This window comes from Limibacterium fermenti, from assembly GCF_041902845.1.
Classification (GTDB): domain Bacteria; phylum Bacteroidota; class Bacteroidia; order Bacteroidales; family Dysgonomonadaceae; genus Limibacterium; species Limibacterium fermenti.
In genome coordinates this window covers 842,307-855,793 of record NZ_CP159486.1, presented here as the reverse complement: position 1 = coordinate 855,793, position 13,487 = coordinate 842,307, and the positions used below count along the sequence as shown (strand labels likewise).

13 protein-coding genes are annotated in these 13,487 nt (G+C 46.5%); 7 read left to right on the top strand and 6 right to left on the bottom strand.

Features of this window, described 5'->3' with window-relative positions:
* Positions 1 to 31 precede the first annotated feature (31 nt).
* The 3 genes from ABNK31_RS03845 (at position 32) to ABNK31_RS03835 (ending at position 3,599) form a co-directional block, all read left to right on the top strand.
* On the top strand, positions 32 to 1,093 hold the full coding sequence (locus ABNK31_RS03845; RefSeq protein WP_418894407.1) for an HlyD family secretion protein: 1,062 nt from the start codon (positions 32 to 34) through the stop codon (positions 1,091 to 1,093).
* Between the two features lie 7 nt (positions 1,094 to 1,100).
* Positions 1,101 to 2,630, top strand: coding sequence for a hypothetical protein (locus tag ABNK31_RS03840; RefSeq protein WP_418894406.1), 1,530 nt, complete (start codon positions 1,101 to 1,103; stop codon positions 2,628 to 2,630).
* Positions 2,631 to 2,726: 96 nt separating this feature from the next.
* Complete coding sequence (locus ABNK31_RS03835; RefSeq protein ID WP_418894405.1) at positions 2,727 to 3,599, top strand: phospholipase A; 873 nt, start codon at positions 2,727 to 2,729, stop codon at positions 3,597 to 3,599.
* Between the two features lie 83 nt (positions 3,600 to 3,682).
* On the opposite strand, the gene lpdA is transcribed toward ABNK31_RS03835, so the two are convergent.
* From lpdA to ABNK31_RS03815, 4 genes are all read right to left on the bottom strand, one after another.
* The gene (gene lpdA / locus ABNK31_RS03830) at positions 3,683 to 5,389 is read right to left on the bottom strand and encodes a dihydrolipoyl dehydrogenase (RefSeq protein WP_418894404.1); all 1,707 of its coding nucleotides are present in this window, start codon (positions 5,387 to 5,389) and stop codon (positions 3,683 to 3,685) included.
* A gap of 111 nt (positions 5,390 to 5,500) precedes the next feature.
* Entirely contained in the window at positions 5,501 to 6,607 is a 1,107-nt protein-coding gene (locus ABNK31_RS03825; RefSeq protein ID WP_418894403.1) for a dihydrolipoamide acetyltransferase, read from the bottom strand.
* A gap of 15 nt (positions 6,608 to 6,622) precedes the next feature.
* A complete protein-coding gene (locus tag ABNK31_RS03820; protein WP_418894402.1) occupies positions 6,623 to 7,624 on the bottom strand; it encodes an alpha-ketoacid dehydrogenase subunit beta in 1,002 nt (333 codons plus the stop codon).
* A gap of 54 nt (positions 7,625 to 7,678) precedes the next feature.
* A complete protein-coding gene (locus ABNK31_RS03815; protein ID WP_418894401.1) occupies positions 7,679 to 8,662 on the bottom strand; it encodes a thiamine pyrophosphate-dependent dehydrogenase E1 component subunit alpha in 984 nt (327 codons plus the stop codon).
* 315 nt (positions 8,663 to 8,977) lie between these two features.
* Between ABNK31_RS03815 and ABNK31_RS03810 the strand changes: the two genes are divergently transcribed.
* Positions 8,978 to 9,679, top strand: coding sequence for an SIMPL domain-containing protein (locus ABNK31_RS03810; RefSeq protein WP_418894400.1), 702 nt, complete (start codon positions 8,978 to 8,980; stop codon positions 9,677 to 9,679).
* 98 nt (positions 9,680 to 9,777) lie between these two features.
* Complete coding sequence (locus ABNK31_RS03805; RefSeq protein ID WP_418894399.1) at positions 9,778 to 10,389, top strand: thiamine diphosphokinase; 612 nt, start codon at positions 9,778 to 9,780, stop codon at positions 10,387 to 10,389.
* A 10-nt stretch (positions 10,390 to 10,399) separates the two neighbouring features.
* On the opposite strand, the gene recO is transcribed toward ABNK31_RS03805, so the two are convergent.
* The gene (gene recO / locus ABNK31_RS03800; RefSeq protein ID WP_418894398.1) at positions 10,400 to 11,119 is read right to left on the bottom strand and encodes a DNA repair protein RecO; all 720 of its coding nucleotides are present in this window, start codon (positions 11,117 to 11,119) and stop codon (positions 10,400 to 10,402) included.
* Positions 11,120 to 11,254: 135 nt separating this feature from the next.
* A complete protein-coding gene (gene rplS / locus ABNK31_RS03795) occupies positions 11,255 to 11,605 on the bottom strand; it encodes a 50S ribosomal protein L19 (RefSeq protein ID WP_418894397.1) in 351 nt (116 codons plus the stop codon).
* 241 nt (positions 11,606 to 11,846) lie between these two features.
* Here rplS and ABNK31_RS03790 point away from each other — a divergent pair, with 241 nt between their 5' ends.
* Complete coding sequence (locus tag ABNK31_RS03790) at positions 11,847 to 12,599, top strand: 5'-nucleotidase C-terminal domain-containing protein (protein ID WP_418894396.1); 753 nt, start codon at positions 11,847 to 11,849, stop codon at positions 12,597 to 12,599.
* A gap of 14 nt (positions 12,600 to 12,613) precedes the next feature.
* A complete protein-coding gene (locus ABNK31_RS03785) occupies positions 12,614 to 13,453 on the top strand; it encodes a bifunctional metallophosphatase/5'-nucleotidase (protein ID WP_418894395.1) in 840 nt (279 codons plus the stop codon).
* Positions 13,454 to 13,487: the final 34 nt, after the last annotated feature.

Here is a 13,487-nt window from a genome sequence, read left to right as displayed (position 1 = left end):
TCATTAATGTAAATAACTCATAAATATGACAGTGAATAAAAATATAGCAGCTAAGAAAAAAACAAGAATTAAAGTCATCGCAACCAATGTTTTCGTATTCCTTTTTCTTGTAGGAGGTTTCTTTTGGCTGGTAAGGAACTATTTCCACATCGGAAAAAATGATTTTACAAACTCGGCGCAAGTCGAAGAATTCATCAATCCCGTCAATGCGCGAATATCGGGATATATTAAAGAAATACGCTTCATGGAGCATCAGCAGGTACAAAAGGGCGATACTCTTATTATTATTGATGACAGCGAGATTCGCACACAGTTAGCTCAGGCCGAAGCCGTATACCTGAATGCCCTGGCATCGAAGAATGTGGCATTGTCGACTGTCAATACGTCCGCAAGCAGCATCAACACCACTCAGGCGAATATTGCCGGAGCTAAGGCAAGACTGGATAATGCCGAAAAAAACCTGCATCGATACGAAAATCTAATGAATTCGGAGGCGGTAACACGTTTCCAATACGATCAGGTGAAGACAGAATATGATGTGGCGAAATCATCGTACGAAGCATTGGTCAACCAAAAGCAGACGGCCAATTTGTCTACGGAAGAAGTCAAAAATCGATTGGCATTGAATGATGCCGAAATCAAACGAACCGAAGCTGCATTGGAGATGGCCAAACTAAATCTTTCTTATACGGTCATTGTCGCACCTTATGACGGGATAATGGGCAGAAAGTTGATACAGGAAGGGCAACTATTGCAACAGCCCGGGATGCAGGTGGCGACCATTGTTTCATCGCAGGAAAAATGGGTGACGGCCAATTTTCTGGAGAAACAAATGCCGAATGTAACCATCGGTAAAAAAGTAGTCATGAAGGCGGACGCGTTGGGCGGACATGAGTTTGAAGGGAAGGTAACAGCCATCTCGGCAGCAACCGGCTCCCGTTATTCAAGCATTCCGGTAGACAACAGTACCGGCAATTTTGTGAAGGTACAGCAGCGAATACCCGTGCATATCGAGTTCACGGAGAATAATGATCCGGAGGCGATAAAAAGTCTTAGAGCAGGGATGAATATGGATATTTATATCGGAAAATAAAAGAAGGATGACTGAATATAACAAAGGATTGCTGTATAAATGGGTGCCCGGACTCGGGATGTTGGGGTTCATCATACTTATCGAGTCCATGGTGATGCTTATCAATCCGATTTACGCGGGAAACATCGGACAGATGGCCAGTAGTACAGGCATCCTTGCCGAATACTATATGTGGGGAAACTATGCCGTTATCATCGGATTATCATTGGTTCTTCCATTTATATTACGCATCAAATTCCGGTTCCGTTCTAAGGAACTTCTCATCACGGCATTGGTTGTTATGGCTACAATGACGATGATTGTGGCAACCACCCACATCGGGGAGATTGTTGTGGTGGCTTGCCTGATATTCGGGATCGCGAAAATGATCGGTATGGTGGAAATGCTTTTACCCATTCAAGCTATCCTCAGTCCCGACGGTGATAAAAAAAGATTTTATGCTATTTTTTATCCGATATCCATAGGCTCGGGACAATTAGGCACGTTCCTCCCTGCCGTCCTTTCACTGGATACCGGTTGGCAATATTTACATTACTATGGCGCGGCGACATTACTGTTGTTAGCCATGATCTGTGTGATTGTCATGCATAATCAGCGTTTTGCTAAAAAGTTGCCGTTTATTCATATTGATTGGTTGGGGCTGCTGTTATTCGGAACAATATTAATGAGCCTGGCATACATATATGCGTTCGGCAAACAACAGGATTGGTTTAATTCCGCGAACATACTGGTGGCTGCCATTATTGTGCTCGTCTCAATATTTACACTGATAATAAGACAACTCACCATCAAACATCCGTTCCTTTCCTTTAAACTGTACAAAATAAGGGATGTCCGCTTCGGGATACTTCTTTTGGTCGGACAAGGACTGTTTATGGGGGCGAGTTCGATTCTGTCGATTTATACCTCTGCTATTTTAGGCTATAACTGGTTGACTAATGCGGAACTTGGCCTAATGACATTGCCGGGGATCGTTCTGGCGGGTTTTGTCGCATTTCACTGGACAAAGAACCAAATACCGATCAAGATGTATATTTTCAGCGGGTTCGCCGCTTATTTCCTGTATATGGTAATGCTTTACTTCATGATGGTTCCGGAGCTTAATATCACTCAACTGTATTTTCCGCAAATACTAAACGGTTATGGAATGTGCTCCCTGTTCATATCAATATGGATATACACCTTTGATAAAGTTCCGCAAAGCACCATACTCCCATCGGTTGCCCCGGTTATGATTTTCAGAAGTTTTGTTATGCTGGGACTTTTTACCTCTTTAATCGGATGGTTGCAGTACGAATTTCAGTGGCAGAGTATCGGCGATATGGCTGTTTATTTCGACTCTTTAGCGCTGGGCTATAATCTGGGTACGGGCGGCTCTATGCGGGATGTTCAATTAGGCGCAATACTGGCGGCCAATAAAAGGCTGCTCGGCTATGTAATTGTCGCCGGATTGGGTATTTTATTATTTGTACTGTTCCATCAATTCGGTAGACAGAAGTACGCTATCGCCCGATATAGAGCGTATCTGAAAAAATGAAGATCGTTTAACGCCGGTAAGGAACGAACAGAAAATAGTGTAATTATAAACACAGCGATTGGTTGTTGAAACCAATGCAAAAAAAACGATATCAGAATGAAATTTTCTCTTCACTCGCTCTTATTGATTGTATTATTAATGGGGGTGCATACATTCCTTTTTTCGCAAGAGGAATCGATAGATACTCTTAATGGCAAGAAGATAACTATTGTACGTCCGTCTTATCGATATATCGGAGAAAAAGATTTTAATGAGAGTATGAACAAGCAGCCTAATTTCGGGATGTATAAGGATAATTATTTTATCACCGGCATCCCTTTGGCCGGAAAAATAAATAAGCACACGGCAGATGCCAAATTCCAGATTAGTATTAAACAGCGACTTATGAAAAACATATTACCTTATAATACGTATCTGATGCTTACGTATACACAAAAATCATTTTGGAATATTTACGAAAAATCTTCCCCTTTTATCGACTTGAATTACAATCCCGGAATTGCGATAATAAGGCCTATTTTGCATGATAATAAATTTAAAGGGATCATTCTATTTTCTCTTGAACATGAATCGAATGGAAAAGATTCAACCGCTTCGAGGGATTGGAATTTCGTTACTTTATCCGGCTCTGTTTTTTTTAACGAACAAATAACGATTCAACCCAAACTGTGGATAGGCTTACCCGGAAAGGAAAATAAAGACTTATTCGATTATAGAGGTTACGGATCGCTTACGGTCGCCTATAGGAGCAGGAATGACCATATGGGATTCTCCGCGACTTTAAATCCATCGGCGAAATTTCTCAATACTCAATTTGAAGTCAGTTTCAGAGCAAGTAAAAAGTCGAATCAATTTCTTTTTATACAATGGTTTAACGGATATGGCGAAAGCCTTATGGACTACAATCAGCACGTTTCAATGTTTCGAGTAGGGATTTGTTTAAAGCCCTTTATGAAAAGTGTGTTTTAAGAAACTGTTTTGAATTCGGAAAATTCAAAACAGTTTCTAAGATGCCGGAAAAAAGAATCACCCTACGCGCTCCACGCGGTTTTTTACTTCTTGGGCTTTTTGGGGACATGCACCGCTTCGCCGAGCACGTCGGCACAAGCTTCGAAGAGCGCTTCGGAATAGGTGGGATGCCCGTAAATGGTTTTCACCACCTCATCCACCGTAATCTCCAACTCCATAATGAGCGAAGCCTGGTTGATGATTTCCGCAGCCGAAGGCCCGATGATATGCACGCCCAGTATCTCGCCGTATTTGTTGTCGGCAATCACTTTTACAAAGCCCACATTATCGCCCGAGGCCATGGCTCGCCCGTTAGCGGCAAAGCCGAACTTACCCACACGCACGTCGTACCGTTCCCGCGCCTGCTCTTCGGTAAGCCCTACCATCGCTACCTCCGGCGAGGTGTACACAACCGAGGGTGACGACAATAATTTAATACCGCGCTCGTTGCCTTTTACGGCATTCTCGGCAGCCACTTCTCCCATGCGGAAAGCGACATGCGCCAACATCTTGATGCCGTTGATATCACCCGGAGCATAAATTCCCTTGACGCTCGTCTCCATATATTTATCGACTTTGATCTTACCGCGTTCGGTTTCGAACTTCACTTCGCCGATACCGTCGAGGTCAGGCACGCGTCCGATGGAAAGCAACGCCTTGTCGGCAATCACCGGATCCTTTCCGTCGATCCTTATCTCCAATTTATTGCCTTTATCGACAATCTCGGTGATTTTTGCCGAGTTGATGATATTCATTCCCTTTTTCTTGAGGATCTTGGCCAACTCGTCGGATACTTCATGATCCAATGCCGGCACGATGCGGTCCATCATCTCGATAACCGTAACTTTCGAACCAAGCCCGGCGAATGACTGCCCTAATTCAATCCCCACGACACCCCCGCCAATCACGGCCAATGTCTCCGGGACTTCGTTGAGGAACAAGATATCGTCGCTGGTAAGGACTTTCGGATTGTCGATACCCGGCAGGTTGATCTTCGTGGCTTTCGAACCTCCGGCAAGAATGATCTTGTCGGCCTTGATGATCTGGGAGTCATTCACCACCACGTCTTTATTTTTATTGACCTTCCCGATACCATTATAAATATCCACGCCATTACTTTTCAGCAACGCTACCACACCGCCGGTAAGCCGTTTGACCACTCCGTTTTTGAACTCGAGCACTTTTTCCATATCGACCTTTACCGTCGGATTCTCGATAAGAATGCCGCGCGATGCAGCCGAGGCGATCGACTCGATGATTTCGGCGTTTTTCAGATACGCTTTGGTGGGAATACAGCCTACATTGAGACAGGTTCCGCCGAAAGTGCCTTTTTCCACAATCGCCACTTTCGCTCCGAGCTGTGCCGCCTTGATAGCCGCCACATAACCGGCCGGGCCGCCTCCGATGACCGCCACGTGATACGAGTCTTCCATACGGATGAGGGGTTTTTCGTCGCCTTCGTGCACCACTTCGGGTTCTTCCTCTCCCTGCGGCATATCGTCCACCGATTCGCCCTCCTGACCGATATATCCGATGACTTCGGCAATAGGCACCGTCTCGCCATCCTGATGCAATATCTTCAGCAATATCCCCGAAGCCTCCGCTTCGATTTCCATGCTGGTTTTGTCGGTCATTATTTCGAGAATGATCTCGCCCTCAGAGACGGGATCGCCTTCTTTCTTCAACCATTTTACAATTTGCCCCTCGGTCATATCGATACCGGCTTTGGGCATTATTATTTCGTGAGCCATAATTTATGTATTATATTTTATTTTTTATTGGTTTCAGTCTCCAATGTCTGGTCGCCGGTCTCCGGTCGCCAGCCACCCATTTACACCTCCGCACATTGGCACATTGGCACATTATATCAGTAATGTCAGCGGATTTTCCAGCACCTGCTTTACTTCCTGCATGAACTTAGCAGCCGTCAGTCCGTCGATAAGGCGGTGGTCGCTGGTAAGACTCATCTTCATAATCGGGCGAACAACCACTTGTCCGTCGCGCACCACCGGCGTGTCTTTTGTGGAAGCCACACTGAGAATGGCCGCATTCGGCTGATTGATAATCGCCGTAAAGTTATCCACACCATACATTCCCAGATTACTGATCGTAAACGTACTGCCCGTTTGTTCATCCGGAAGCAGCTTCTTCGAAAACGTCCGCTCGGTCACATCTTTCAACGCCGACACCAAATCGCTCAGCGACAGTTTGTCGGCATTCTTCACCACCGGCACCAATAGCCCGTCGTCCAATCCGACAGCCATTCCCAGGTTCACATAATTGTGGAACGTCACTTCCGTACCTTCTTTGTTGAGGCTGGCGTTGACATATTTATGTCTGGGCAGGGTACGGGCCACCGCCATCGAGAGCAGATCGGTCACCGTCAGTTTCTTACCGGTTTTCTCTTTAATCGGTTCGATCAGATTCGCACGCAGAGCCTTCAGTTCAGTCATATCCACCTCCCACGTCTGGGTGAACGTAGGCGCGCCGAAGAAGCTCTCCGACATACGCTTGGCAATAATCTTGCGCATCATGCTCATCGGTACGACCTCGGTCTCGCCCTGCGGGGTCGACGGAGCAGCAGGCTGTTGACCTTCGGCTGCCACAGCCTTATCCTCTTTCACCTGTGGTGCAGCCGCAGCCTTGGGCGGAGCGGTAACCTCGGCGAAATCATCACGGGTGAGTTGCGCTTTCAGATCCGGGTCGGAAATAAGCGGCAACACATCCTCCTTCATTATTTTATTGTGGTGTCCCGATCCGGCCACCCCTTTCAAATCTATATGATGGGCATCGGCAATCCGCTTGGCAAGAGGCGATATATGGATCTTCTCTTCGTAATTGAAACCGGCAATATCGTCTTGATGAATCCGGCCCTTATAGCCGGTTCCGGTCACACTAAAAAGATCTACTCCCAGTCGTTTTGCCAACGCGCGCGCTGCCGGCGTAGCCCTTAATTTTTGTCTTTCCATTTTTTGTTGACGCGTTTATCGTTTATTGACTAACTTCAGGATGTACTTCTTAATCCTTTCCACATCGGGCAGCATGGCGCTTTCGAGAATGTGGTTATACGGCACGGGGATATCGTCGGCGGCCAGGCGCAGGATACGGTTGTCGAGATAATCGAAGGCATCGCTCTCGGCAATCAGCGCTGCCACCTCTCCGATGAATCCGCTTGTTTTGTGCGCGTCGTTCACGAGCAACACCCGCCCGGTTTTCTTTACCGATTCAAGCACGGCCTCTTTATCGAGCGGCGCCAATGTGCGCAAATCGACCACCTCCACGCTGACGCCTTCGGCCTCTTCCACTTCGTTGGCCGCTTGCATCACCCTTTCGAGCATCCGTCCATAAGTAATGACCGAGACATCCTTTCCTTCTTTCTTGATATCGGCTTTTCCCAAGGGAAGTACGAACTCGGGATCGAGCGGCACTTCGCCCTTCATATTGAACTGGGCTTTGTATTCGAGAAATATCACGGGATTATTATCGCGGATGGCGGCTTTGAGGATTCCTTTCACATCGGCCGGCGTACCCGGGGCAACCACTTTCAGGCCGGGGATATGCGTAAACCAGGCTTCGAGCGATTGCGAATGCTGCGCGGCGGAACCTACGCCCGACCCCGCGGCACAGCGGAACACTACGGGTATCTGCCCTTTTCCGCCGTACATATAACGTGTCTTGGCTGCCTGATTGACAATATTATCCATCATGTATACGATGAAATCCATGAAAGTGACATCCACAATAGGCCGCATGCCCGTCATGGCCGCCCCGATAGCAGCTCCCGAAATGGCATTCTCCGAAATAGGCGTATCGCGCACGCGTTCCGGCCCGAACTCTTCAATCATCCCCACCGAAGTACCGAAGTCCCCGCCGAAGATGCCGACATCTTCTCCCATCAAAAATACATTCTCGTCGCGGCGCATCTCTTCCGACATCGCCAATATAATAGCGTCCCTTACGGACATTACTTTTGTTTCTTTTTCCATATCGATTGTATGTGATTGTTTTTATGTATGATTATATACGAACGTGCGCCGACATCAGGGTGCGAAAATATCTTCATAAGCCGACTCCAGGGAAGGCTCGGGACTATTCACCGCAAACTTTACGGATTCTTCCACCGCCTCTTTCGATTGTTTGTCGAGGTCGTTCAATTCTTTTTCGGTCGTAATTCCGCTTTCGGTAAGATAGCTTTTGAATTTCTCAATCGGATCTTTCTTTTTCCACTCATCCACTTCCGCCTTCGTCCGGTACTTGCCGGGATCGGAAGTCGAGTGCCCGTACCAACGGTACGTAAGACTTTCCACCAACACCGGCCCGTTACCGCTGCGCACATAGTCCACAATCTCCTCAAACTTTTCATATACATCCAACACGTTGTTGCCGTCCTCGATAAAATGGCCGGGGATTCCATAAGCGCTTGCCCGTTGATAGTTGTAATCGATGTTGATCACACTCTTTATGGGTGTACTGATACCATACAGATTGTTGATGGTATAAAAAATAACGGGCAGTTTCCACACCGACGCCATATTCAGCGTTTCGTGGAAAGTACCTTCATTACAGGCTCCGTCGCCGAAGAAACAAACGACAATGTTGTCGGTTTTCTTCATCTTCTGCGTCAGAGCGGCTCCGACAGCCATCCCCATACCGCCGCCAACAATACCGTTCGCACCGAGGTTTCCCTTGGCCAGGTCGGCGATATGCATCGATCCGCCTTTGCCCTTACAGGTACCGGTGGCTTTACCCATGATTTCGGCCATCATTTCATTCAGGTCGATTTCCATGGCAATGGTTTGCCCGTGCCCGCGATGGTTGGATGTGATAAGGTCTCCTTCACGGATAGCGGCGATAGCCCCTACGCTCGCTGCTTCTTCGCCCACCGAAAAGTGAGTCATCCCGGGAACCTTTCCCTTTTTCACCATCTGATTGACTTTATTATCGAAGTTGCGTATATCGAGCATAAGTCTATGCATGTGCAGCAACTTTTCTTTTGAGAGATTTGTTCTTTTTGATTCCGCCATATTTACACTTGGATTATTGTCATTATTTATTGAAGTTTTAAAATCAATTATCTATTAGTAAAGTAACATTTATATTCTCCTATTTGTTTATCGACAGGCATTATTTTTATTGAACCATAATCGATGCCATCAATAGCATTCCCTTCCGTAAACAATCTCGCACTTCTATTCGCAGGATGCTTTAACAGGAAAGCGGCAAGGCTGATAGAAGAATAAATCGGTCTTAAAAAAACTCTTTATTGCCTTATTTGTTTTACATTTGCAAGAATAACAAACATCAGATGTATTTTAAGAACAAATAAAAACATTGATCTAATGAAAAATAGAATTATCGAAGCCGTTATTATCGCCTTTGGATTATTTCTTTTAGGCGCAAGCATCAAAAGTGGGATTAAACTATTTTCCCAACGCGATCGGGTAGTGAATGTAAAGGGATTGGCCGAAAGGGAAATTCCGGCCGATAAAGTAATCTGGCCGTTGGCATATAAAGAAGTAGGCAACGACTTGGGCGTGCTTTACAACAATTTAAGCACCAAGAACCAAACCGTCAAGTCTTTTTTAATCGCTAACGGTATCAAAGAAGAGGAAATAAGCATCTCCGCTCCGCAAATCGTGGATATGGAGGCCGAACGATACGGCAATAACCAGTCGCCTTACCGTTACAATATTACCTCGGTCATCACGGTCAGTTCCGACAATGTCGATCAGGTTCGGAAACTAATCGGAGAACAAGGTGAGTTGCTGAAGCAAGGCATCGCCGTGGCAGGCGGCGATTATCAATACCAGGTGCAGTATTCATTTACCCAGCTCAACGACATCAAACCGCAAATGATCGAAGAGGCAACTAAAAACGCACGCGAAGCCGCCGTTAAATTTGCGGAGGATTCCAACAGCAAACTCGGGAAGATAAAAAGCGCCAATCAGGGGCAGTTCTCTATTTCCGATCGCGACGCCAACACGCCCCATATTAAGAATGTACGGGTGGTGAGCACTATCGAATACTACTTAAAAGATTAAAGGATTATGACCCATCGGTCGATGATAAATGACAAATTACGAATTACAAATGACAAATGACAAATGACGAATGACGAATTACAAATGATTAATTACGGATGACTGCGGTTATTATCGCCAACGGGAGTTATCCCCGTCATGCTATTCCGCTCGCCCATATCGAGCGGGCGGAGTTTATTGTGTGTTGCGACGGAGCGGCAGACGATTTTATCCGTCGCGGGGGGCGCCCCGATGCGATTGTAGGGGATTGTGACTCCATATCGCCTGAAAATAAAAACCGTTTTGCGGATATCCTTTTCAGGGAAAGCGAACAGGAAACTAACGACCTTTCGAAAGCGGTGCGCTTCTGCGTGGCACGAGGAAAAACCGACTTAATCATTGTCGCCGCAACCGGTAAACGGGAAGATCATACGCTGGGAAATATCTCGTTATTGCTAGATTACAGGGCTACGGCAAACGTGAAAATGATTACGGACTACGGCACCTTTACGCCCATCGATACGTATACCGAATTCAGCAGTTTTCCCGGCCAAACCGTATCGATCTTTTCCTTCGATCCGCTTCCGCTCACATTCAGCGGACTGCTATATCCTGTTGAAAACCGCGTACTCACCAACTGGTGGCAAGGAACGCTTAATGCCTCAACCGGAACCGTTTTCTCCATAGACACACAAGGAAGGGTAGTTGTTTTTCAAGCGTTTCCAGAATGAATCTTGAATCTTAAAACATCTCCCTGAGCACCTCCAACGATTTCAACGGGGGAAAATCATAAAGGTGTAATCGATAATAAGCCAGTAAATAATCGATAATGGTATTCCGGTCGTTTTTAGAGAGACGGAACAAATGCATGTTGGCGTAATTTATCCGGCGAATGAGCGTAAGGTCGGCGCTCAATGACTTGGAAAGATAATGAGGATGTAACGGTTGCTTTTGCACGAACTCGCCATTCAACAGGTCGAAGTAAGCGCCCGTCCGGTACGTGTCCATATTGGGATAAATCCCCATGCAGCGCGAAAGGCCGAAAAGAAAAGCCAAATGGAAATTAGCCACCCCATGGCTAGCGGCATGCAACGTTTCGACCGAATTTTCGAGATACGTAAAAAGCCATTCGTCCCGACCGGTTTCCCGTAATACACGCGACAAAAACTCCGACAGGAAAAACGAAATCGACCACTTCGTCATATCGGTATCGCCCTCATATACCGGAAGCCGGCATTCCACTTCCTTTAGTCGTTGTATATCGCGCAAAGGGACATGCTCCACCTGCATATCCAACATGCTGAGGGGATAAAAAAGGGATGCTTTTATTTTGGACTTCCGGCCTCTCTTGGGCACCAGGTAACTCACGCGCCCGAAGTCGCGGGTAAATACCTGCGAAATGGAATACGTATCGCTATACTTCGAGGTGCCTAAGACAATACCTTGTGTTTTGAAAAGCATCGTTGTGTGAATGTAAGAAACAGATCCTAATGCGCAAAAATACAAAAAACGCCCCGAAATACGGAGCGTTCTCTTATAAGTTTTCGCGGAATATTCCGTGTCAAGCGCGGAATGACGGGGCTTCGCCCCATTCGCTTAATATACTTTCTTCTTGATGCGGGCTGCTTTTCCGCGTAATGCACGAAGATAATACAACTTCGCCCTGCGAACCTTTCCTTCGCTGTTCAGCGTGATACTATCAATGAAAGGAGAGTTCATCGGGAAGATACGTTCCACACCGATATTATCGGACATTTTCCTGACGGTAAAACGCTTGCCATCGCCATGACCGACAATCTTGATGACTACCCCACGATATTGCTGGATACGTTCTTTGCTACCTTCCACAATACGATAAGCAACGGTAATGGTATCGCCGCTCTTAAACTTCGGGAACTCTTTCTTTGCCGGAGCAAAGGATTCTTCCGCTATTTTAATCAAATCCATCTTATTATAAAGCTTTATGTTAATAATTAACCCTATCTGAACGTAATGTAACCGGTTCTTTTTCGGCAGAGATTACGCAAAGCGGGGACAAAGGTAGGAATAAATCTTTAATTTACCATGCGGAACAGATTTTTATATTTATTTTTCGTTTTTTCGGCACATAAAAAACGAAAAAAGTGTATTTTTGGCTACGCTAAAAAGATTTCAAACGGTTTATAAATTTATTCTCACCTATTTTGTAATGAAATTCAAAAGTATTTATCTCGTTCTTACAGCCTTGTGCCTGTTCTCCTGCAAACCTGCCTACCGGATTGCCGAGATGAAAGGAAGCATCGTGGAGATGAACGACTCGTTCGATGCTACCCCCCACACGCAGATGCAATCGCTGGTGCAATCGTATAAAGTACGCCTCGACAAAGAAATGAACGAAGTTATCGGCACATCGGAGCAACTGATGGATTACGGCAGGCCGGAAAGTCTTCTCACCAACCTCACCTCGGACGTGATGAAAGCGTATGCCGATGAGCACTTGCCGGACGGCGCCGATGTGGCGGTCATGAATGTACACGGACACCGGGCCACCATGCCTAAGGGGCCCGTCACGATAGGTAATTTGTATGAGATTTATTCTTTCGATAATACGATCACCTACCTGGACTTGAAAGGGACTGACCTGAAAAAGATGTTCGACGCATACGCGCACATCGGCGGGGCAGGCATTTCGTCGAATGTGAAGCTGGTCATTCAGAATCGAAAAGTCAAAAGCGTCCTGATAGACGGAAAGCCTATCGACGACAACCGCCTGTATTCTATCGTAACGCTCGATTACCTGGCGGAAGGCAATGACCATATGGACGCTTTTCGCGACGCGAAGAAAAAAACGAATAGCGGCATTACGCTGCGGGATATCATGATCGATTTCGTAAAAGAAAAAACCCGGCGCGGCGAAAGCATTTCCTCCCGGCTCGACGGACGCATCACGCTTATCCCTTAAAATAAATATACATTATGTCAACCCGATATAGATCCTTCTTTTTTATCGTATTCTTACTCTGTGCATCCGTTGCTTTCGGACAGAAACAGATTGTCATTCTTCATACAAACGATACGCACAGCCGTATGGAACCCCTCCCCGGAACCGATAAAACCGCTCCAGGAAAAGGCGGGGCGGTACGCCGCGCATCGTATATGCAACAAATACGCAACGAAAACAAAGACGTGCTGCTCCTCGACGCCGGCGATTTTCTGCAAGGGACTCCTTATTTCAACATGTTCAAGGGCGAGGCGGAAGTAAAAGCCATGAACCTGCTCGGCTATGATGCCGCCACCATCGGCAATCATGAGTTCGATTACGGACTGGTAGTATTGGAACAGGTTGCCCGCCAAGCTCGTTTTCCGATCGTCAGCAGCAATTACGATTTCAGCGGCACCCCGTTGCAGGATCTGGTAAAACCGTTTATCATCCTCAAAAAAGCGGGTGTCAAGATTGGCGTTATCGGCATCGACGTACAGCCCGAAGGACTTGTTTCCGCCGAAAACTATCAGGGCATGAAATATCGCCCGGCGATAGAAACCGCCAACCGGATAGCCGAAAAACTCCGTAAACAGGATAAATGCGATATGGTGATATGTCTCTCTCATTTGGGATATCTCGATGATATAAAGTTGGCCGAAGCTTCCCGGAACATCGACCTGATCATCGGCGGCCACAGCCATACCTATATGGCGCAACCGGATATCCGGAAGAATCTCGACGGGAAAGACGTCATGATCCATCAAACCAATGGACGGGGGGTATACGTCGGCCGCATCGACGTATCCTTTGTTAAAGACAGGAAGATTAAATAATTTGCTAATTCGCTAATTTGCTAATTTGCTAATT

Bases quoted from the DNA above. Each gene is read 5' to 3' on its own strand.
- ABNK31_RS03840 (WP_418894406.1), top strand. From the start codon at position 1,101: ATGACTGAATATAACAAAGGATTGCTGTATAAATGGGTGCCCGGACTC.
- ABNK31_RS03835 (WP_418894405.1), top strand. From the start codon at position 2,727: ATGAAATTTTCTCTTCACTCGCTCTTATTGATTGTATTATTAATGGGG.
- lpdA (WP_418894404.1), bottom strand. From the start codon at position 5,389: ATGGCTCACGAAATAATAATGCCCAAAGCCGGTATCGATATGACCGAG.
- ABNK31_RS03825 (WP_418894403.1), bottom strand. From the start codon at position 6,607: ATGGAAAGACAAAAATTAAGGGCTACGCCGGCAGCGCGCGCGTTGGCA.
- ABNK31_RS03820 (WP_418894402.1), bottom strand. From the start codon at position 7,624: ATGGAAAAAGAAACAAAAGTAATGTCCGTAAGGGACGCTATTATATTG.
- ABNK31_RS03815 (WP_418894401.1), bottom strand. From the start codon at position 8,662: ATGGCGGAATCAAAAAGAACAAATCTCTCAAAAGAAAAGTTGCTGCAC.
- ABNK31_RS03810 (WP_418894400.1), top strand. From the start codon at position 8,978: ATGAAAAATAGAATTATCGAAGCCGTTATTATCGCCTTTGGATTATTT.
- ABNK31_RS03805 (WP_418894399.1), top strand. From the start codon at position 9,778: ATGACTGCGGTTATTATCGCCAACGGGAGTTATCCCCGTCATGCTATT.
- recO (WP_418894398.1), bottom strand. From the start codon at position 11,119: ATGCTTTTCAAAACACAAGGTATTGTCTTAGGCACCTCGAAGTATAGC.
- rplS (WP_418894397.1), bottom strand. From the start codon at position 11,605: ATGGATTTGATTAAAATAGCGGAAGAATCCTTTGCTCCGGCAAAGAAA.
- ABNK31_RS03790 (WP_418894396.1), top strand. From the start codon at position 11,847: ATGAAATTCAAAAGTATTTATCTCGTTCTTACAGCCTTGTGCCTGTTC.
- ABNK31_RS03785 (WP_418894395.1), top strand. From the start codon at position 12,614: ATGTCAACCCGATATAGATCCTTCTTTTTTATCGTATTCTTACTCTGT.